General features: G+C 66.5%; 17 protein-coding genes and 1 other RNA gene. 2 read left to right on the top strand and 16 right to left on the bottom strand.

All coding sequences use genetic code 11. The annotated features are described in order from the left end of the window. Position 1 precedes the first annotated feature (1 nt). Positions 2 to 2,077: an elongation factor G gene (gene fusA / locus AB1446_03220; GenBank protein ID MEW6545914.1), complete on the bottom strand. Its 2,076-nt coding sequence runs from the start codon at positions 2,075 to 2,077 to the stop codon at positions 2 to 4. Positions 2,078 to 2,237: 160 nt separating this feature from the next. Between fusA and AB1446_03215 the strand changes: the two genes are divergently transcribed. Continuing rightward, positions 2,238 to 3,881: a hypothetical protein gene (locus tag AB1446_03215; GenBank protein ID MEW6545913.1), complete on the top strand. Its 1,644-nt coding sequence runs from the start codon at positions 2,238 to 2,240 to the stop codon at positions 3,879 to 3,881. 61 nt (positions 3,882 to 3,942) lie between these two features. Here AB1446_03215 and AB1446_03210 read toward each other — a convergent pair whose 3' ends face one another. Continuing rightward, the gene (locus AB1446_03210) at positions 3,943 to 5,094 is read right to left on the bottom strand and encodes a Vms1/Ankzf1 family peptidyl-tRNA hydrolase (protein MEW6545912.1); all 1,152 of its coding nucleotides are present in this window, start codon (positions 5,092 to 5,094) and stop codon (positions 3,943 to 3,945) included. 190 nt (positions 5,095 to 5,284) lie between these two features. Between AB1446_03210 and AB1446_03205 the strand changes: the two genes are divergently transcribed. Continuing rightward, complete coding sequence (locus AB1446_03205; protein ID MEW6545911.1) at positions 5,285 to 6,307, top strand: N-acetylmuramoyl-L-alanine amidase; 1,023 nt, start codon at positions 5,285 to 5,287, stop codon at positions 6,305 to 6,307. On the opposite strand, the gene ssrA is transcribed toward AB1446_03205, so the two are convergent. The 14 genes from ssrA to AB1446_03135 all read right to left on the bottom strand — a co-directional run bounded on the left by ssrA (position 6,268) and on the right by AB1446_03135 (position 19,207). Continuing rightward, positions 6,268 to 6,617: a transfer-messenger RNA gene (gene ssrA, locus AB1446_03200) on the bottom strand. The genes AB1446_03205 and ssrA overlap by 40 nt on opposite strands. A gap of 72 nt (positions 6,618 to 6,689) precedes the next feature. After that, positions 6,690 to 7,181, bottom strand: a complete 492-nt coding sequence (gene smpB, locus AB1446_03195) for an SsrA-binding protein SmpB (GenBank protein MEW6545910.1) — start codon at positions 7,179 to 7,181, stop codon at positions 6,690 to 6,692. A 35-nt stretch (positions 7,182 to 7,216) separates the two neighbouring features. Next, entirely contained in the window at positions 7,217 to 7,768 is a 552-nt protein-coding gene (locus AB1446_03190; GenBank protein MEW6545909.1) for an HDIG domain-containing metalloprotein, read from the bottom strand. A gap of 103 nt (positions 7,769 to 7,871) precedes the next feature. Next, positions 7,872 to 8,102, bottom strand: coding sequence for a preprotein translocase subunit SecG (gene secG / locus AB1446_03185; GenBank protein MEW6545908.1), 231 nt, complete (start codon positions 8,100 to 8,102; stop codon positions 7,872 to 7,874). A 70-nt stretch (positions 8,103 to 8,172) separates the two neighbouring features. Then, a complete protein-coding gene (gene eno, locus AB1446_03180) occupies positions 8,173 to 9,426 on the bottom strand; it encodes a phosphopyruvate hydratase (protein ID MEW6545907.1) in 1,254 nt (417 codons plus the stop codon). Positions 9,427 to 9,522: 96 nt separating this feature from the next. Beyond that, positions 9,523 to 11,079, bottom strand: coding sequence for a 2,3-bisphosphoglycerate-independent phosphoglycerate mutase (gene gpmI, locus AB1446_03175; protein ID MEW6545906.1), 1,557 nt, complete (start codon positions 11,077 to 11,079; stop codon positions 9,523 to 9,525). Then, entirely contained in the window at positions 11,079 to 11,882 is an 804-nt protein-coding gene (tpiA, locus tag AB1446_03170) for a triose-phosphate isomerase (GenBank protein MEW6545905.1), read from the bottom strand. The genes gpmI and tpiA overlap by 1 nt, the downstream gene beginning before the upstream one ends. Before the next feature lie 69 nt (positions 11,883 to 11,951). Continuing rightward, positions 11,952 to 13,199 (bottom strand): phosphoglycerate kinase, encoded by a 1,248-nt coding sequence (locus AB1446_03165; GenBank protein MEW6545904.1) that lies wholly within the window; start codon positions 13,197 to 13,199, stop codon positions 11,952 to 11,954. 84 nt (positions 13,200 to 13,283) lie between these two features. Next, positions 13,284 to 14,285, bottom strand: coding sequence for a type I glyceraldehyde-3-phosphate dehydrogenase (gap, locus tag AB1446_03160; GenBank protein MEW6545903.1), 1,002 nt, complete (start codon positions 14,283 to 14,285; stop codon positions 13,284 to 13,286). Positions 14,286 to 14,301: 16 nt separating this feature from the next. Continuing rightward, positions 14,302 to 15,693 carry an RNA polymerase factor sigma-54 gene (rpoN, locus tag AB1446_03155; GenBank protein MEW6545902.1) on the bottom strand — a complete coding sequence of 464 codons (1,392 nt, stop codon included), beginning with the start codon at positions 15,691 to 15,693 and terminating at the stop codon, positions 14,302 to 14,304. Positions 15,694 to 15,763: 70 nt separating this feature from the next. Continuing rightward, positions 15,764 to 16,687: a Na/Pi symporter gene (locus AB1446_03150; GenBank protein MEW6545901.1), complete on the bottom strand. Its 924-nt coding sequence runs from the start codon at positions 16,685 to 16,687 to the stop codon at positions 15,764 to 15,766. A 91-nt stretch (positions 16,688 to 16,778) separates the two neighbouring features. Further along, positions 16,779 to 17,972, bottom strand: coding sequence for an ArgE/DapE family deacylase (locus AB1446_03145; protein MEW6545900.1), 1,194 nt, complete (start codon positions 17,970 to 17,972; stop codon positions 16,779 to 16,781). 77 nt (positions 17,973 to 18,049) lie between these two features. Continuing rightward, positions 18,050 to 18,871 carry a hypothetical protein gene (locus AB1446_03140; GenBank protein ID MEW6545899.1) on the bottom strand — a complete coding sequence of 274 codons (822 nt, stop codon included), beginning with the start codon at positions 18,869 to 18,871 and terminating at the stop codon, positions 18,050 to 18,052. A gap of 156 nt (positions 18,872 to 19,027) precedes the next feature. Next, positions 19,028 to 19,207 (bottom strand): hypothetical protein, encoded by a 180-nt coding sequence (locus tag AB1446_03135; protein ID MEW6545898.1) that lies wholly within the window; start codon positions 19,205 to 19,207, stop codon positions 19,028 to 19,030. Between the last annotated feature and the right edge of the window lie 167 nt (positions 19,208 to 19,374).

The following is a 19,374-nucleotide window of genomic DNA, read 5'->3' as shown; positions in this document are numbered from 1 at the left end:
CCTACTTCTCCGCAGCTTCCTTTGCCGCCCGGGCCTGGGAGATAATCTCCTGGGCCAGGTGAGCCGGTACCTCTTCGTAATGGTCGAACTCCATAGTGAAGGTACCCCGCCCCTGGGTGATGGAGCGCAAGTCGATGGCATACCGGAACATCTCGGCCAGGGGCACCATGGCCCTGATCACCTGGAAGGAACCGTGGGGCTCCATACCCAGGATGCGCCCCCGCTTCTTGTTGAGGTCACCCATGACGTCACCCATGAAGGCCTCGGGCACCATGACCTCCACCCGGTAAATGGGTTCCAGCAACACGGGCTTGGCCTCGGCCATGCCCTTCTTAAATGCCATTGAGCCAGCTATCTTGAAGGCGAGTTCCGAGGAGTCCACGGTGTGGTAGGAGCCATCGTAGAGAGTGACCTTGACCCCGGTGACCGGGTAGCCGGCCAGCACCCCTTCCTGCATGGCCTCGCGCACGCCTTTCTCCACCGCCGGGATGTACTGCTTGGGTACAGCCCCGCCGAAGATGCGCTCACCGAACTCAAATTCTTTGCCCGGCTCGGCGGGCTCGATCTCCAGGAACACGTGGCCGTACTGGCCGCGCCCACCCGTCTGCTTCTTGTGCTTGTACTCGGCCTTCACCGGCTGGCGGATGGTCTCCCGGTACGGCACTCGCGGCGCCTCCAGATTCACCTCTACCCCGAACTTACGGCGAAGCCGCTCCACGATCACATCCAGGTGCAGCTCCCCCATGCCGTATATGAGCATCTGTCCGGTGGCCGCGTTCTTCTCCACGCGGAAGGTGGGGTCTTCCTCCGCCAGACGGGCCAGGCTGGCCGAGATCTTTTCCTCATCGCCACGGGCCTTGGGGGAAACCGCCACTGCATACACCGGGGAGGGAAAGGCTATGGCAGAAAGGCGTACCGGATTGGCCTGGTCGCAGAGCGTATCCCCGGTACCGGTCTCCTGCAACTTGGCCACTGTCCCGATATCCCCCGGTCCAACCACATCGGTGGGTTCCTGATGCTTGCCCTTCAGGAAAAACAACTGGCCCACCCGCTCCGTCCTGCCGCGGGTAGAGTTGTACACCTGGGAATCCGAAAGCACCTTCCCCGCGTATACCCGGAAGAGGGTCATCCTGCCCACGTACGGGTCGGCAGTGGTTTTGAACACCAGGGCCGCCAAAGGAGCGTTGGGGTCCGGCCGGCACTCCACCGGCTCACCTGCCGGGGTTTCCGCCCGGGCCGGGAACGCAGCAGGAGAGGGGACCAGCTTCACCACCGCGTCCAGGAGCATCCCCACGCCCAGGGTGCGCAGGGCCGACCCCGCTAGAACCGGGAACACCTTGCGCTCCCGGACTCCTGCTGCCAGGCCCTCCCAGATCTCGGCTGGGGTCAACTCTTCCCCCTCCAGGTATTTCATGAGCAGTTCGTCCGAACCTTCTGCGGCAGCCTCCACCAACTGGGAGCGGTAGGCGGCCACTTCATCCGCCATCTCCGCAGGGACGTCCGTTTCCTGGGGCCGGTTACCGCCGTCCCATACCAGGGCTCGCCTGGCCACCAGGTCCACCACGCCTCGCAGCCCGGCCTCGGCCCCGATGGGTACCGCCAGGGGTACTATGCCGCGGCCCATGTTCTGCTGCAGGCTCTCCAGGGTACGGCGGAAACTGGCGTTTTCCCGGTCCATCTTGTTGACGAAGATGAGACACGGCAGGCCCCGCTCCTCGGCGTAGCCCCACACCAATTCCGTGCCCACCTCCACCCCGGCCACGGCGTCACACACCACGCAGGCCGCTTCCGCCACCCGCATGCCCGCCTTCACTTCTCCCACGAAATCGAAGTAACCCGGAGTGTCAATCAGGTTAACTTTGCAGCCATCCCACGGGATGGGAGCCAGGGAGGTGCTGATGGAAACCTTCCGGCGCACTTCCTCAGGATCGTAGTCCATAGTGGCGGAGCCTTCATCCACCCGGCCCAGGCGGTCTATGGCCCCCGCCAGGTACAGCATGGCCTCCGCCAGCGTGGTCTTCCCAGCCCCGCCATGCGAAACCAGGGCCAGATTTCGTATTTGTTCCGGCTTCGTCACCTGCTCCCCACCTACTTTCTCTGCTCGCGGGCCAAAAAGTCCATCAGGTATTATACTGGAGCTTGTGCCGGGTGGTCAAAGATCCCGTCCGCTCTGTACCACCCTGGATGTGGAAACCATAAGCGCCCCTGGTACGTCTGTAGGGCGGGGAGAGATGAGAATGAGAAACCGGTTGGGAACCCTGGTGTTCATACTTCTTCTTGTGACCCTGCCCGCCTGCCGCCGGACGCAGCCTCCGCGACCGTCCTTCTCCGTGCAGGCGAGCCTGGCGCAGGTCACGGATTCCTACCTGATACCGGGAGAAACCGCTGTCACTCCCGGCAAGCGGTACCTGGTGGGCGCCCCCGGGGTGGTGATCACCTTCCATTTCCCGGAAGCCATGGATAGGGACGCCACCGCTCGGGCGCTGGCGGTTGCCCCCGCGCTGGCCCGGGAGATCCAGTGGGCAACCGGCGACGTCCTGCAGTTGCGGGTAGCCGACCTTCCCCTGGAGCAACCGGTCCAGATCAGTCTGGGCCAGGCCCGCGCTTCTTCGGGCGGCACCGCCCTGCCCCTGGAGTTTACCGTGGTCCGGGTAGAGCCTCCCGGGGTGGCAGCAGGCGTGGAAGGACAACCCGGGGTCGCCGGGCCGGGCATGTACCGGCTGCTTTCCGGCAAGAAGATCGTCCGCCTGGACTTCACGCGACCCATGGACCGGGGCGCCGTGGAACAGATGTTGCTTCCCCAGATTGACCCCCGCTGCCAGCCCACCCTGCGCTGGGAAAACGATCAACTGGCCTACCTGGACCTCGATCTCCTGGAGGGTGTACGGGTGGAGATATCCTTTCTGGGATGGCCGGACAACAGGGGGGTGCCGGCCCTCGATGCCAGGCCGCTGGTACTGGAAGGGGTGGGCACCGTACGCCTGGTCACGGGGGCGGATCCGCAACAACCCTCCCCGGTCACCACTCTCCTTGACCAGTTTTCCGAAGGTGCAGTCTCTCCTGACGGACGCCGGGTAGCCCTCCTGGAACGCTTCCCCGCGGAGGAAGCCGAGGAGGTGGCGGTATGGGTCCTGGACCTCGGCAACCGAGCCCTCCAGCGGCTGGGTTCCTTCACCGATAGGGGCCAGTTCGCGGTAGCCTGGATGCCAGATTCACGCCACCTGGTGGTCAACGCCGGGCATAAGCTGGTGGCATTGGACACTGGCGGGGGCGAGCCTCGCGACATCCTCGAGCCGGCAGAAGGCACGATCCTGGGCATGGCGGTAGCCCCGCGGTCGGGGCGGATAGCGTGTTTCCTGGGTGCTGCAAGCAAGGAAGGGGCCGGCGTGGACCTGGTGATCGCGGGAAATGGGTCAACCACCATCTTCCCGGCTGTGACTCGCCTGTTCGCGCGGGAAGGGTTCTGGGTCCCCGTCCCGTGTGCCTGGTCCCCGGACGAAACCCGGATTGCGTTCTCGGACCTTCGTTCCCGGTCCGAAGGGTTACTCACCCTCATCGATCCAGACAGGGGCGGAACCCGCCTCCTGGGGGGCCAGGCCGAGTTCCTCGCTTTCTCACCTTCCGGCCACGACCTGGCCGTCCGCAACCCGGACGGCAGCTGGGATCTGGTCAGCCAGGACGACGGTTCCCGCACTCCCCTCCTCCCGGCGAAAGACGGATACGAGCTGGCCTTCTGGTCCAGGGCGGGCGAGCGGGCCTGCTTTGCCCGCGCCGGAGGCGGCTTTCTGCTCTGGGACCGGAAGGGGGGAAACCTGGCCGCCACTGGCCAGGGGATTCCCCTGGGCTGGGTCGGAGAGCGGCTCCTCTGGATCACGCCGTGAACGGCATCAGTTCGCAGATATCAGGCCTGCGGCCGGATGCGCAGACCAAACCCTCATCGGTTCAGGAGGCAGAAGCCGGTAAGTAGCGGAGCAGGGCACCCACACCCCGCAACTGATCGCGCCTGGGTGCATCCTGCACCCTTTCCACTTGACAACCGCGCTCGAGGGCCATCTCGATGAGTTCGGTGACCAAGTCAGGTGCCTCCACCAGGGGACGCGCGCAGCGAGGGCATGACCCCGGCCCTAAGTCCAGGTACCCGCACGAAGCACAGCGAAAGCCCGACGCGCTGAAGTTACTGTCCACCACCACCGTGGTGACCGCACTTTCCTGCAAGGCCCGCAGGGTGCCCGGCAGACCCGTCACCACCTGGCCTCCCGCCCTCACCTCGGCCAGGAGGTCCTCCAGGGCCATCCGGCCCCGGGCCCGGGACGCCTCCTCGTGCAGCTTCGTCACCGCAGCCAGCACCTGGGCAGGCCGGGCGGTGGCGGTCACGGCCAGGATCCCCAGCACCTTCTCCCGCCACGGGGAACCCAGAGAGTCGAGAAACTGCTGGGACAGTTCCTGGTTGCCCCCCACCACCAGGTAATCGCAATCATGCTCCTGGGCCAGCTCCACGGCCCGACCGGCCGCCTCCTTAACGTGCCGCTGCACGTGATCGTCTATGTGCCGCTCGATTCGGCGCCCCTTGAGGCCGGCCCACCCCGACATGCGTACCCGGGACGGGACACCGGAGGTCACGCTCTCCAGCTCCCGGACCTGGCCGCCTCCTACCACCAGGAAGCGGGATCCCGCCCGTTCCAGCAGGGTTACCCCGAGGCGCGGGTAATCGTGAAGCTGCAGCCACAGCGGTCGCACGTATGGTGCGGCTGCGGATACCGCCAGGTCGGGAACAGGTCCGGGCAGTACGTACGCCTCCCACAGTCCCCGGGGCAGGCAGGCAAATACCGACAGCGCCCGCGCTCCCCCCTCGCGCTGGAACCCCAGGCTAACGAACTGCTCCACCCGGTCCAGATCCGCTTCGGCAGCCCGCCTGACTTCGCGGGAGAGAGCAGGGTCTAGGGACTCGCGCGCCTCCCGGATCAGGTTGCGAGCCGTAACCTGATACTCGCGACGGGGGTATTTCTCTGCGGAAACGTCCAGATAAAAACTCACCACTACGTCCTGGCCCGGTTCAAACCGACGCAGCGCCTCTACCTGCCGGCGGCTCAGCAAGATGCACTCCTCCCCTCAACCTGGCACCGGCCCCTCGTACCGAACCGCACTACCTGCGGCCCCGCAAAGTCCACCCGGCCACGGCCCGTAACTCCCATGCCTGCCGGCGCCCCTACCACTTTATTCGCTGGTCTGCCCCCACAACCGGGGACAGCTGCATATGCTGTCGGGGAAACCAGGAGGTGAGCACATGCCCCGGTATTTTCCCCAGAGGATGCCATCCATATGGAGCCGGGAATCCTGGACAGCCCGGCCCCCGGCAGGAAAGCTGTCCCCTCTGGGCACTCCCCACACGATAACCCTGCACCACACGCTGTCCGCCCCTGCCCCTCCCTACCGCGAGATCCGCACCATTCAGGAGTACCACCTGAGCAGGGGTTTTTACGACATCGGCTACCACTTCCTGGTCGATCGTCCCTCCTATGTTAGCGGTCAGGACGTCTACTGGGGACGGGAAACCCAGCCCGACGGCTCCCTCAGCCTGGGTGCCCACGCCCGCGATCACAACCAGGGCAACATCGGAGTGGCCGTGCTGGGGAACTATGAGGTCGAACAGCCCTCGCCGGCCCAACTGCAGACTCTCGCCGCCCTCCTGGCCTGGCTCTGCTTCGTCTGGGATATCGACCCCGCCTCTATAGTGCCTCATTCCGACCTGAATCCCACCTCCTGTCCTGGTAAGCACCTAGCCGTCGCCATCCCCTGGTTGCGCTGGCAGGTCACCTGGTGGCTGCACGGCCTGAAGGGGCCCGCCCCCACCTCGCCTCCGGAGGGGGACCAGGTACGCATCGTCACCGATACCACTTCCCCGGTCATAACCGGAAAATGGCTGGACGGGATGGTCTGGGCCCCCGTGCGGGCCCTGGCCGGTGCCCTCGGTCGCCGGGTGGTATGGGACGAACCTACCCGCACCGTATACGTGTTCCGGCAGCAGAGGCCCCTCCTGAACCTGCCCGCCCCGACCCCGCCGCAAGTGCGGGTGGTGGTGGAACAGATGGTCCTTCCCCTTGAGCCCCCTGCTCGCGTGGTGGACAGCGTATCCATGGCGCCCCTGGAACCTCTCGCCGCAGCCATGGAGCAGGCGGTACTCTGGCATCCGCCCTCCCGCACGGGGGCGGTGGTCACACCACCCGGCCTACCCACGAGGACCAGATTGTACAGAAAACAGCCAAAACATGGTGGAGGTGCCGGGAGTTGCACCCGGGTCCGCAGGTGAACAGACGCCAGTCTCTACGAGCGTAGCCCGCGTTTTCCTTTCGCCGAGGCCGGCTCCCGCGGGCGGGATCCGCCCCGGCTACCCTGGTTGTTTTCGCATCCGGAACCTGCAGGGGGAAGGTCCCGGAGCTATCCTGCTGGTCGGCACCCGGCGGGTTCCGCAGGCTGAATCCACCGGGCGTAGTGGCCTGCTTAGGCCGCTAGAGCGAGATTCTCGTTGGCACTTTGTGTTTCCCGCAGTTTAACGAGGCCACGGGACCTCGGCTCGCTGCTCTCGCCCGCACTACCTGCGTCGAACCTAGCTCACCCCCAAGTCTTACACTCACCAGAATTTTACCATGCTTGCTCCACCGGCGCAAGCACGGGTTGCCCGCGGCGGCCCGTCACCGGGGCCAGCCTCTCTGCCTTGCAGTGTGGGAAAGTTCCTTTTCTGCTTCGCGCCGGGCATCGCGCTCTGCGATCTCGCGACGCCGGTCATACAGCCGTTTGCCGCGGGCCAGCGCCAGTTCAACCTTGGCCCTGGCCCCGCGAAAGTAGATGCGCAATGGGACGAGAGTGTACCCGCGCTGCTTCACACGGGCCTCCAGGCGACGGATCTCGGCCCGGTGCAAGAGCAGCTTCCGGGCCCGCCTGGGATCGTGGTGACCGAAAAACGCGGCTGCCCGGTAGGGAGCAATGTGCGCATTGACCAGAAATATTTCACCGTCCTTGATTTCGGCGTAACTGTCCTGCAGGCTCACCGCGCCCTCTCGAAGCGACTTCACCTCCGAGCCAACCAAGCAAAGCCCGGCCTCAATGGTATCTTCGATGTGGTACTCATGGCGGGCCCGCCTGTTCTCGGTCACCGTCTTGATGGATTCCGCCCCCGCGGGCATTGCGCCCACCTGCCTCTTCAGGACCGGGCAGACGATCAGAGTCCCAGGTCCGGGGCGATGGCCTGCATGGCCTGCAATCCGATGCTCACGAATTCCTCCAGGTCCAGGCCGAGTTCGGAGCACGTCCTGATCTGCTCCCGGCTCGCCCCCCGGGCGAAGGCCTTCTCTCCAAACCGGTGCAGCACAAACGGGGTATCAATGACCGCCAGTTTCTTCTCGGGATGAATGAGGGCGGCGGCCACTATCAGTCCGGTGAGGGGATCGCACGCATACAGGGCCTTGCTCATCAGGCCGTCCCGGGGGAGGCCGTGCGCCTCATTGTGGGTCCGCACCGCCTCTACCACATCGGCATCCACACCCATCTCGGCCAGCATGTCCGCCCCCAACATGCTGTGCCGCTGGGGATCATCCCGGGTTTGCTCGTAGTCGATGTCGTGCAGTATACCGGCCAGGCCCCACTTCTCCTCGTCCTGCCCCAGGCGGCGGGCCAGGGCCCGCATCACGGCTTCCACCGCCAGGCTGTGCTTGCGCATGTTCTTGTTGGTTAGATGATGCCGCATGAGGGCAATTGCCTGTGCCCTATCCAATCAGAACGCCTCCCCATCAGGCTTTCGGTGCGCGGCAACCGCCCCGCCCCCAGCCGAGGTGGAGCTTCCCCACCCGCGGAACACAGACACAGAAGAGCGCGCCTCAACCATGGAACACGGTGAGGATGACGGAAGTTATCATGAACGCGGCAGCGAAAAACGTAGAGATCTTCGCCAGGAGATCGTCGAGCCCCTTCTTCTTGCCAAATAGCTGCTCGGCTCCGCCGGCAATGGCCCCGGACAGACCGGCGCTACGCCCCGACTGAAGCAACACGGTGGCGATGAGCCCCACGCAAAACACGATGTGCAAACCCAGCACCACGCTGGCCAGCACCATACCACCCCCACGTGTGATCATTTTATCACAGGCTGTCCCGCCCCACCAACCTTTGCACGTTGTCCCCCTACTCGCGGGGGAAACGGGCGGTGCCGCCCAGTTCTTCTTCGATGCGCAGAAGGCGGTTGTACTTGGCGGTGCGCTCCGACCGGCAGGGGGCACCGGTCTTGATCTGGCCGCACCCCACCGCCACCGCCAGGTCGGAGATGAACGTATCCTCGGTCTCCCCCGAGCGGTGGGAGATCATCACGCCGTAGCCGGCACGCCGCGCCCTTTCCACCGTGGCCAGGGTCTCGGTCAGGGTCCCCACCTGGTTGGGCTTGATCAGAATGGCATTGGCCACCCCTTCCCTGATCCCGCGTTCCAGCCGGCCCAGGTTCGTCACAAAGAGATCATCGCCCACCACTTGCACCCTGCCGCCCAGTTCGGCAGTCAGAGCCCGCCAGCCCTCCCAGTCGTCCTCCCCCAGGCCGTCTTCGACGGAAACCAGAGGGTAGCGCTCGGCCAGATCCCGGTAAAAGACAATCATGTCATCAGACCGGCGCACGCTTCCCTCCAGACGGTAGCCGCCGTCGGAGCGCAGTTCGCTGGCGGCCACGTCCAGGGCCAGGTGGATGTCCTGCCCGGGCCGGTAATTTGCCTTCTCAATGGCCTCCACCAGAAGATCCAGGGCTTCCCGGGCCGTGCCCAGCCCAGGGGCAAAACCACCTTCGTCCCCAACACCAACGGATAACCCTCGCTCCACCAGAAGACTGCGCAGGGCAGCATACACCTCCACCCCCGCCCGCAGGGCTTCCCGGAAAGAAGAAAACCCGTCCGGCACCAGCATGAATTCCTGAATCTCCAGCGGATTGTCAGCATGCCGACCCCCGTTGATCACGTTCAGGTAGGGCACGGGCAGCAGGCGCGCCCCCGGCCCACCCAGATACCGGTACAGCGGCAGCCCACAGTACTCCGCCGCCGCCCGCGCGCAGGCCAACGAAACCGCTAAGATGGCATTCGCCCCCAGGCGCGACTTATCAGGCGTACCATCCAGCTCAAGCAGTTTCTCGTCCACCGCCGCCTGGTCCAGAGCATCATGACCCCGCAGGGCAGGGGCAATCTCTTCGCGGATGGCCCGCACCGCCTTCTGAACTCCCTTGCCTCCGTACCGGGCGCCCCCATCCCGCACCTCCAGAGCCTCATACTTGCCTTTGGACGCCCCCGCCGGCACCGCCGCCCGGCCCACCGTGCCATCCGCCAGTACCACATCCGCCTCCACCGTGGGATTGCCCCGCGAGTCGAGGATCTCCCGTGCCAGTACCTCCACTATCTCCGACAACGTAACACCACCTCGCCTCCCATTTACTCACAACTCGGGCCAACATCGGGGCCGGCCGGGACGCCGCGCCTGTCAAGGGCAAACAGCCGCCCCTCGCTAACCCGGCTCGAGCAGGCACTCACCCTCCATCTCGGCGGGAACCTCCAACCCCTGCAGGCTCAGCATGGTAGGAGCCACATCCGCCAGACCCCCTTCCCGCAGGCGGGCCCCCCGCCGCTCCTCATCCACCAGGATAAAGGGCACCGGATTGGACGTGTGCGCAGTGTGGGGGCCACCATCTTCATCCAGCATCTGCTCGGCATTGCCGTGGTCACCCAGCACCAGCACCGCTCCCCCCCGGGCCAGCACGGCCGGCACCACCCGCGCCAGGCAACCGTCCACCACCTCCAGAGCCCGCACCGCCGCCTCCAGCACCCCCGTGTGGCCCACCATGTCAGGATTGGCATAATTCAGCACGACGCAGTCGTAAACACCCCTGTCAATCTCCTCTAAGACAGCCGCCGTCACCTCAGGGGCACTCATCTCGGGCTTCTTGTCGTAAGTGCTCACCTTGGGCGAGGGTATCAGCCGCCGGTCCTCACCAGGAAACGGCTCCTCCCTCCCCCCGTTGAAAAAGTACGTCACGTGGGCATACTTCTCCGTCTCCGCTATCCGCAATTGCCTCAGACCATAGCCCGACCACACCTCCCCCAGCGTGTTGCGCACCTCCTGGGGCGGAAACACGCACGGGACAGGAAGCTTCTCATCGTAACAGGTGAAGGTGCAAAAACTCAGGGGAAGCTTGCCTCCCGGTCGCACAAAACCCCCAAAGTCATCACCCCCCAGGGCCCAGCTCATCTGCCGGGCACGGTCGGCCCGGAAGTTAAAGAATACCACCCCGTCCCCGGGGGAGATCCTGCCCACCGCTTCACCATCGGGACGGCCATCCGCCCGGATGACCGTGGGGGCGATGAATTCGTCCGTCTCCCCGCGGGCGTATGCGCGGGCCACCGCGTCCTGGCCGGACAAGGCTACTTCCCCTTCCCCCAGCACCATGGCCCTGTACGCCCTCTCCGTACGCTCCCACCGCCGGTCCCGGTCCATCGCCCAGTAACGCCCCGACACCGTGGCCACCCGCCCCACGCCCAGGGAGGCCATCCTCTCCTCCAGGGCAGCCATGTACCCCGCCCCGCTGGTGGGAGGAGTGTCCCGCCCGTCCATGAAGGCATGCACGAACACCCGCTCCACACCCTCCCGCCGCGCCAGCTCCAGCAGGGCATAAAGATGCTCCTGGTGACTGTGCACCCCCCCGTCGGAGAGAAGGCCCAAAAGGTGCAGGGCCCGGCCGGCACGGCGCGCCTGACCCACCACTTCAAGCAACACGGGGTGGCGGAAGAAGGAACCATCCCGGATGGAACGAAACACCCGCACCAGATCCTGGTACACCACCCGGCCCGCCCCCAGGTTCAAGTGCCCCACGTTGGAGTTCCCCATCTGCCCCTCCGTAAGTCCCACCCACTCCCCGTCGGCACGCAACAGGGTATGGGGGAACTCAGCCTCCAGATAACGGAAGTAGGGCAACCGGGCCAGGGCCACCGCATTCCCCTCCCTCCGCGGACTCCAGCCCCAGCCATCCAGCACCAGCAGCATCCACGGACGCCGGCTCAGGACCATCACGCACCCTCCGAACCGACGAATGCCGCCACTATCTGGGCAAATGCCGCCGGGTCCAGGCTGGCTCCACCCACCAGGGCCCCGTCCAGCTCGGGCCGGGCACTGAACCCGGTAATGTTGGCGGGCTTCACACTCCCCCCATACAGCACCCGCAAACGGGAAGCAAGCTCCTCCCCCAGGTGGCGCCCCAGGCGTTCCCTGATGAAAACCGCCACCCGAGCCGCATCCTCGGGCCGGGCGTTGTGCCCGGTACCGATGGCCCACACCGGCTCATAGGCCACCACCAGTTCCAATCCCCGGACGGGGCAGGGTCCTCCTACCTCACCCACGGCCCGCGCGGGATCCAGGCCACCCAGGGCCAGGTCGAGTTGACGGCCTACCACGGCTTCCGTCTCACCGGCCTCCCTCTGGGAAAGTGTTTCCCCCACACACAGGATGGGTATCAGCCCGTGCCCCAGAGCAGCCCGCAGCTTGTACGCCACCTGCTCGTCTGTCTCCCCGAAAAGGAGACGCCGCTCGGAGTGACCCACGATCACGTAACGGCACCCCGCCTCCACCAGCATGCCGGGAGAAACCTCACCCGTGAAGGCTCCCTCTTCCTCCCAGTGGACGTCCTGGGCGCCCACCGCCACCGGCCCACCCTCGACGAGACGCGCCACCGCGTCGATGGCCGTGAAAGGAGGACAGATCACCACATCCACACCGTCCACCGCCAGCCGGGGCAGGAACTCCTCCACAAAAGCGCGGGCCTGGGCCCGCGTCTTGTACATCTTCCAGTTGGCCGCCACCAGCGGCCTGCGCAACCTCATCCCACACCTCCCACCGCGCTGCAACCCCACAGGCCCGGGGGATCTCGCCCCGGCACACCCCCGCTACCGCACCCCGAGCGGAGCCACGCCCGGAAGGAGCCGACCCTCCAGGAACTCCAGGGCTGCCCCTCCCCCCGTGGACACGTGGGAAAGCCGTTCAGCCACCCCGGCCCTGGCCACGGCGGCTGCGGAATCCCCACCCCCAACCACCACCATGCCTGGCACGGTGGCCAGACCCCGCGCCACCGCCATCGTCCCCCGGTTAAACGGCTCCACCTCGAATACCCCCAGGGGACCATTCCAGAATACCGTGCCCGCCCGCTCCGCTTCCTCCAGGATGATACTCACCGTGGCAGGCCCCACGTCCAGGGCCTTCCACCCCGCCGGCACCAGACCTCGCCGCTGCCCATCCCCATCACCAGCCGGAGCCACAGGCCCCGACGCCGCCGCGGACAGCCCCGGCACCACCACCACCTGATGGGGTGCATCGGCGGCCACCCGCTCGGACACCACCAGATCGCAGGGCAAAAGCAAACGCACTCCGGCCCTACCGGCTTCCCCTACCAGATCCCGGGCCAGATCCAGGCCACCTTCGTCCACCAGGGAAGCCCCCATGTCCCAACCCAGGGCAGCCAGGAAGGTGTTCGCCATGCCACCCCCAAGGGCCAGCACATCCAGACGCGGAAGCAGGTTGCGGATCACCCCTATCTTGTCGGAAATCTTGGCCCCGCCCAATACGCACAAGAAGGGACGTCGGGGGTCCTCCAACAACCCGCCCAGGTACGTCACTTCCTTCTCCATGAGCAGCCCGGCCGCCGCGGGCAGGTACTCGGTCACCCCCACCACCGAGGCATGGGCCCGGTGGGCGGCCCCGAAGGCATCGTTCACGTAGACCTCGGCCAAACGCGCCAGCGCCCGCGCAAATTCGGGATCGTTCCCCTCTTCCCCCGCATGGAAACGAAGGTTCTCCAGGAGCAGGACCTGCCCCGGAACCAGCAAGCGGGCGGCCTCCTCGGCCGCGGGCCCCACGCAGTCGGAAGCCCACCGGACAGGCTGCCCCAGCAGCTCCTCCAGGCGATCCCGCACCGGAGCCAGGCTGTACTTCTCGTCCCGCCCGCCCCTGGGACGGCCCAGGTGACTGCACAGGATCACCGCCGCCCCCCGGCCCAGCAGTTCCTTTATCGTGGGAAGGGCAGCGCGGATGCGGGTATCATCGGCCACCTTCCCCTCTGCCAGGGGCACGTTGAAGTCAACCCGCACCAGCACCCGGCGGCCACGCACGTCCAGGTCAGCCATCTTCTTCAACTGCACCGCAATTGCCTCCTCATGGGTACCAGCCCCCGGGCCACCAGCCCGGCCACCCGGGCCGCAACCCGGCCGTTAGCCGATAGCCCCCTACAGGCCCAGGCGTGCCATGTACCGGGCCAGGTCCACCAGCCTCTGGCAGTAACCCCACTCATTGTCGTACCACGCCACCACCTTGCACAGCCGCTCCCCCACCACCATGGTCAGGGAACTGTCCACGATGGCCGACTCGGTAATGCCCTTGAAATCCGAGGAAACCAGGGGTACGTCGCTCACCCCCAGAATCCCGTTGAGGGGACCCGCCGCCGCCTCCCGCATGGCCTGGTTGATCTCCTCCTCACTGGCCGGCCGCCCCAGCTCCGCCACCAGGTCCACCACCGACACAGTGGCCACCGGCACCCGGAATGCCAGCCCGGTCAGCTTCCCCTTCAGGTGGGGAATGACCAGGCCCACCGCCTTGGCTGCCCCCGTGGTGGTGGGGATAATGCTCAGCGCCGCCGCCCGCGCCCGGCGCAGGTCACGGTGGGGGAAGTCCAGGATCACCTGGTCGTTGGTGTAGGCATGACAGGTGGTCATGAGCCCCTTCTCCAGGCCGAAACGCTCGTCCAGCACCTTCGCAACCGGAGCCAGACAATTCGTCGTGCACGAGGCCATGGACACCACCCGGTGCCGCGCAGGGTCGTAGGATCCGTGGTTGACCCCCATCACCACGGTGACGTCTTCCCCTTTGGCCGGGGCGGAAATGATCACCCGCTTCGCCCCACCCCGGTCGATGTGCAGGACCGCCTGCTCACCCGACGTAAACCGCCCCGTCGACTCCACCACCAGATCCACACCCAGGTCACCCCACCTGAGCTGGGCCGGGTCTTTCTCACGGGTAATATGTACCCGATTGTCCCCCACCCATATGGTGTCGCCGTCAGCACGCACGTCGGGCCCGAAGGTGCCGTAATTGGAGTCGTACTTCAAGAGGTGGGCCAGCGTGGGCGCGTCGGCCAGGTCATTAACCGCCACCACCTCCAGCCCGCGCTGGTAGGCAGCCCGGAAAAAAATGCGCCCGATCCGTCCAAAACCGTTGATACCTATCTTCACCCTCCATCCCTCCTCCTTACCTGGGGCAACGCCGTCGACGGGCCGATGGGGCGATACCCAGCTCGGCCCGGTACTTCGCCACCGTCCGCCGCGAGATGTCCACCCCCCGGTCCCGCAACCGGAGGGCCAACGCCTCGTCACTCAGCGGCGCCGCCGGATCTTCTCCGGCCACCATCTCCTGCAGTAACCTCTTCACCGCAGCCGCAGCGACCACCTCTCCGGCCCGTCCTACCAGGGCACTCGGGAAGAAAAAGCGCAGGGGAAACATCCCCCGCGGCGTCTGGGCGTACTTGCCGGCCACCGCCCGCGAAACCGTGGACTCGTGGCAGGACGCCGCCTCAGCCACCTGGCGCAGGGTGAGCGGCCTGAGTCCGGGCCAGCCCCGCTCCAGGAAATCCCGCTGGAAGCGGAACACGGCCTCTGCCACCCGGTGCAGGGTGTACCGACGCTGCTCGATGCTCCGCAAGAACCACACGGCCCGCCGCATCCGATCCTGCAGGAACTGACGGGTGGGCTCGTCCGCCAGTCCCTCCTCCAGCAGGCGCCGGTAGTACCTGCTCAGGCCCAGGCGGGGTACTCCCCAGTCGTTGACCAGCACGACGTAATCGGAACCGACCCGCTCCACCACCACGTCCGGTTGCACATAGCGCACGTCCTGCTGGCCTCCGAAGGCAAGTCCCGGCTTGGGATCCAGCCCCCGCACCACCTGGGCCGCCAGATGCACCTTCTCCACCTCCACACCGAGGCGGCCCGCCAGCCGATCCCACCGTCCTTCTGCCAGATCCTCCAGGTGTTCGCACACCACCAGTTCGGCCAGGGCCACGATCTCATCGTCCCCCGATACGCCCTTCAATCGACGCAACTGCAGGACGAGGCACTCCTGGAGGGAACGGGCTCCCACCCCGGGGGGGTCCAGGCTCTGCACCAGAGCCAGAGCCTCTTCCACCACCGCTGCATCACAACCCAGGGCGCCGGCCACCTCCTCGCTGGAGAAGGCCAGGTACCCGCGGGTGTCCAGGCACCCCACCAGGTACTCGCCCACCACCTGCAGATGGGGGGGTGCCCCGCTTACGTGCAACTGGAACAGCAGGTACTCGGTCAGCCCGCCGGTCGGGCTCCCCAGATGGTCAAGCCCTCGGGGCTCGTTTCGGGACGGTTCTCCGGGGACCAATCCCACATCGCTGCAATCCCCGAAAAGGTCGAGCCAGTCGGGCTCCTCGCTGGGGACGTCCTCGGAACGCCAGTCCACTTCTTCGCGCACTTCCAGCAAGGGATTTTCGCACAGTTCCTGCTGTACCAGCTGGGCCAGTCCGGCCAGAGGCAATTGCAGGACCGTGAGCGCCTGACGCAGCTGGGGACTCAAAACCAGTTTTTGCCGCTGTTCCAGGCCCAGGTACTGGCTGTGCAACACTCCACCTCCGCCCGGGTAGTGCGGCAGCCCCTGCATTGGTATTCTAGCCTGCGCCAGCAGGTTCCTTTCAGCGACGGTCTTCTCCCGGTACCAGCCACCGGCACACTCTTTCCCAGGCTCCCACGAAGGGGAGTTCCGCCAGGCTGGTACCCAGGTTGAACAGGGTATGCACCAGGGCCACCTGGGCCGGCGGATGAGCGGAAACGCGCAGCGACAGGCCGGCCAGGACGGGGGCGAGGGGATAGAACATAACCACCCCCACGGCGTTGCAGAGGACGTGGAAGACGGCCACACGCCTGCCGGCAGGACTGCCCGTTACCAAAGCAGCCAGCAGGGTGGGCAGCGATGAACCCAGGTTGATCCCCATCACCACCGGCGCCACCAGGGGCAGGGAAAAAGTGCCGTCGCTGGCCACCCCCTGCAGGATGGCCACCGCGGCGTTACCCGACTGCAGGACGAGGGCCATGACCATTCCCAGCCCCAGCCCGCGCAGGGGTCCTCGCAGCCCTTCCAGCAGCACCACCCAGTCCATTCCCCGGGCAAGCGGCTGCAAAGATGATGCCGCCGTACTCAGGCCCAGCAGCACCAGGCCGAACCCCATCAATCCCTGGCCCCCGGCCCGCACGCGGCGCCAGGGTGCCGCCAGGTTCAACAGCGCTCCCGCGCCCGCCAGGGGGAGGCCCCAGTCCCCCAGGGGAGAGGCCAGCAGCTGGGGCACCACCGTCGTGCCCACGTTGGCCCCCAGGATCAGGCTGATGGCCGCCCGCAGGTTCACCAGTCCCGCTTCCACCAGCCCCACGGTAAGTAGGGCCGTGGCCCCCGACGAGTTGAGCAGGGCCGCGCACACGGCCCCCGCAACCAACCCGGTCAGAGGGTGGGTAGTCCTGTGCCACAGCCGGTCCCGGAGGTGACCCAGCGCCCCCCGCGCGCCCTGGCTGAGGGAGTACAGCCCGTACCAGAAGAGTCCCAATCCGCCCACGAGCCACAACAAGGGCAGGGGTATCCCCCTGCCTCCTTTTTTATTCCCGCCCCCCGCCCCCCATGAGCACCACGAGCGGGCCCACCCCCGAAACGGGTGAGGCCTACAACGTTGCGAAGACCGCCGCCGTCTCGGCCAGCACACGGGCCGCCGCCACGGTCTGTTCCTCGCTCACGTACTCCACCCGGGCGTGGGCCCCTCCCCCGCCCGGGCCGAAGATGGCGCACGGTATCCCGGCCTGTCCCAGGAGGACAGCGTCCGTCCAGGGGTATGATCCCGTCAAAGCGGGCTCCTGGCCCAGGGCACGCCGGTAACCTTCCCGCAGCGCCCTGACTACCCGTTCCCCCACCCCTACCTCGTAGGGAGGTCGGGAGAGAAGAAGCCTGACCTGCCAGTCTCCGGCGCGGGTGACCTCGCCGGCCCGTGCTTCTTCCTCGGCCACCTGCCGCACCAGGTGCTCCACCTCTGCCCGCACCTGCTCGTCCGTCTCTCCAGGTAAGGTCCGGCGCTCCAGCCGGAGCGTGCAACGGGCCGGGTACGTGCTGAGTTCTCCACCCCCCTCGATCCAGGAGGCATGGAGAGAAGGGGAACCCAGGTAGGGATGGTGGCGGGCCATGAGGTAGCTGCGCTGGTAACCGTCGAGGGCTGCCAGGAAACGCCCCATTCGTAAAATGGCATCCACTCCCTCCCGGTAGTTGCTACCGTGGGCCGCCTTCCCGCGAGCCTCCACCTCTACCCATACGAATCCCTTGTGGCACAGCCCCACCCCCAGGGCGGTGGGCTCCAGGACCAGAGCACCCGTGGTGCGATACTCCTTGACCAGGGCGGAGGTGCCCAGGCTGGCATACTCCTCATCGCACACCCCGGCCAGCACCACATCACCAGGCAAGCGACCCGCTCGCCGGATGGCGTCCAGAGCCCCAACTGCCGCGGCCAGGCCCGCCTTCATGTCGTATGCGCCCCTGCCGTACACCAGGCCCCCTTCCCGCCGAGGACGGAAAGGCTCGGCCATCCCCTCGACGCCCACGGTGTCCAGGTGGCCGTTCCACATTAGGGAAGGAGCCCTGGGATCGGTCCCCCGCAGAACGGCCACCACGTTGGGCCGACCGGGGGCCACTTGCTGCCAGTGCACTTCCAGCCCCAGCTCCCGCAGCCGCTCTGCCAGGCACCGGGCTATGGCCTCTTCACCGGGAGCTCCCGGCACCAGGTCGGGGTTGCGGGAGTCAATGGCCACCAGGTCACACAGCACCCCTATGACCAGGTCGGCGTCCACGTACTGTGCGTAATCAGCTGGCATCCGGCTACCTCCCGCCCTTTCCGCAGCCTCGCGGCCTCCCCCGCGCCGGGGTCTGCCGCCTCTTGCGCGTTCATTGTCTACTCGAGCACCAGCTTCCGGGCGCAAACGTTGATCCCCAGGACGTTGAGGGCTGTCATGTGCTCCAGGGTCTCGGCCACCTTCTCCTGGACTCCCGGCATGATGTGGGCCAGCCCGGGACCACGACGTAGGGCAACATCCAGGTTTACCACCACCCCTTCCGGCTTAAGGTCCACCCGCGCGCGCAACACGCGGGCCACCCCCTCGACTTCCCGGCAGGCACGGGCGGTGATGGCCACCACCACAGCCTGCGATATGAAGAACTTGCCCAGGGAGCTGTAGGTGGGCCTCACCACCGATTTTTCCACCACGAGCCGCGCCGGCTCGGGAGCCTGGCGCGGGCGGAACAAAAAACGCAGGGGGTCGACCAGGTACCCGGAAAACCCTTTTTTCACCTCGAAGGTGGGCGCCGGGATGACATGCTTGCCCTCGTGACGCCGGGCCCGCAGGGCCAGGCGAATCTCCTCCGCGGAAGCCACCTGTTCAATCGAGATGTACTCCGTGGGCAGGGGCAAGCCCAAGGTGCGGCAGATGCGGTCGGCCATGCCCACGGAGGTGGCCAGGACCAGCACCCGTGACGGCCCCAGTTCCCGGATCTTGTCCGCTGCCTGCCGGGCGTGATCCGGGTCCACGAAGAAAGCAGCGCGCAAGGCCCCCACCCGGGTGGCCTCCCGCTTGGCGGACCTGCCCGCCACGATACGGCCATCCCGGATCACCAGGCCGTCATCGATGATCAGATCAGCCTGGGTTTCGTACGCCACCAGGGATGCGTGGTGGCTCTTGCCCGTCCCGCTCGGTCCCACAAAGGCCAAGACTTCCATACCGGTACCTGCCGGGTTCGACGCCACCCCCGTTCGCTCCTGCCTGCACGCCCCGGCCTCTGCCACGCCCTTAGACCCCTGGCCGCGCACCTCAACCGCTGGCCGTGTAAAACAAAGAGGGCCCCGACCAAGCGGGGCCCAGCTTCGCCCATGATCTCACGGGGGGTTGGGCGGGTTTGCCCTGTCGCTGTTACGTCCCTTGCGTCCCCGGCTGCGGGCCTGGCGCGCCCGGTTCGGGTCTACCCCGATCTCCTCCGCCACCTCGTATTCCAGCCGCTCCTGATCCAGGTCGGGGAGGCGGGTTTTGTTCCCCGGCCGATCCTGCTGCCGACCCAAATTACCACCTCCGGCGTTATCATCTCCCACCCGCTTGGCCCCCATGCCTGCGCACAGCGGGAAGACCTCGTCAAGGGTTCCACTCCTCCCCGGCTATCCTGCAGGAGCGGCAAGGACAGTGGCGAACAGGAACAACTGCCGGGCAGTCACCGTAGATGCGCCTCAGA

This window comes from Bacillota bacterium, assembly GCA_040757085.1.
Classification (GTDB): Bacteria; Bacillota; Sulfobacillia; order JACIYH01; family JACIYH01; genus JACIYH01.
Note: the sequence above shows the minus strand (reverse complement) of the source record. Positions and strands in the feature narration are given on the sequence as shown.

Bases quoted from the DNA above. Each gene is read 5' to 3' on its own strand.
- AB1446_03140 (MEW6545899.1), bottom strand. From the start codon at position 18,871: ATGGAAGTCTTGGCCTTTGTGGGACCGAGCGGGACGGGCAAGAGCCAC.
- AB1446_03205 (MEW6545911.1), top strand. From the start codon at position 5,285: ATGCCCCGGTATTTTCCCCAGAGGATGCCATCCATATGGAGCCGGGAA.
- smpB (MEW6545910.1), bottom strand. From the start codon at position 7,181: ATGCCCGCGGGGGCGGAATCCATCAAGACGGTGACCGAGAACAGGCGG.
- gpmI (MEW6545906.1), bottom strand. From the start codon at position 11,079: ATGGTCCTGAGCCGGCGTCCGTGGATGCTGCTGGTGCTGGATGGCTGG.
- AB1446_03145 (MEW6545900.1), bottom strand. From the start codon at position 17,972: ATGCCAGCTGATTACGCACAGTACGTGGACGCCGACCTGGTCATAGGG.
- AB1446_03215 (MEW6545913.1), top strand. From the start codon at position 2,238: ATGAGAAACCGGTTGGGAACCCTGGTGTTCATACTTCTTCTTGTGACC.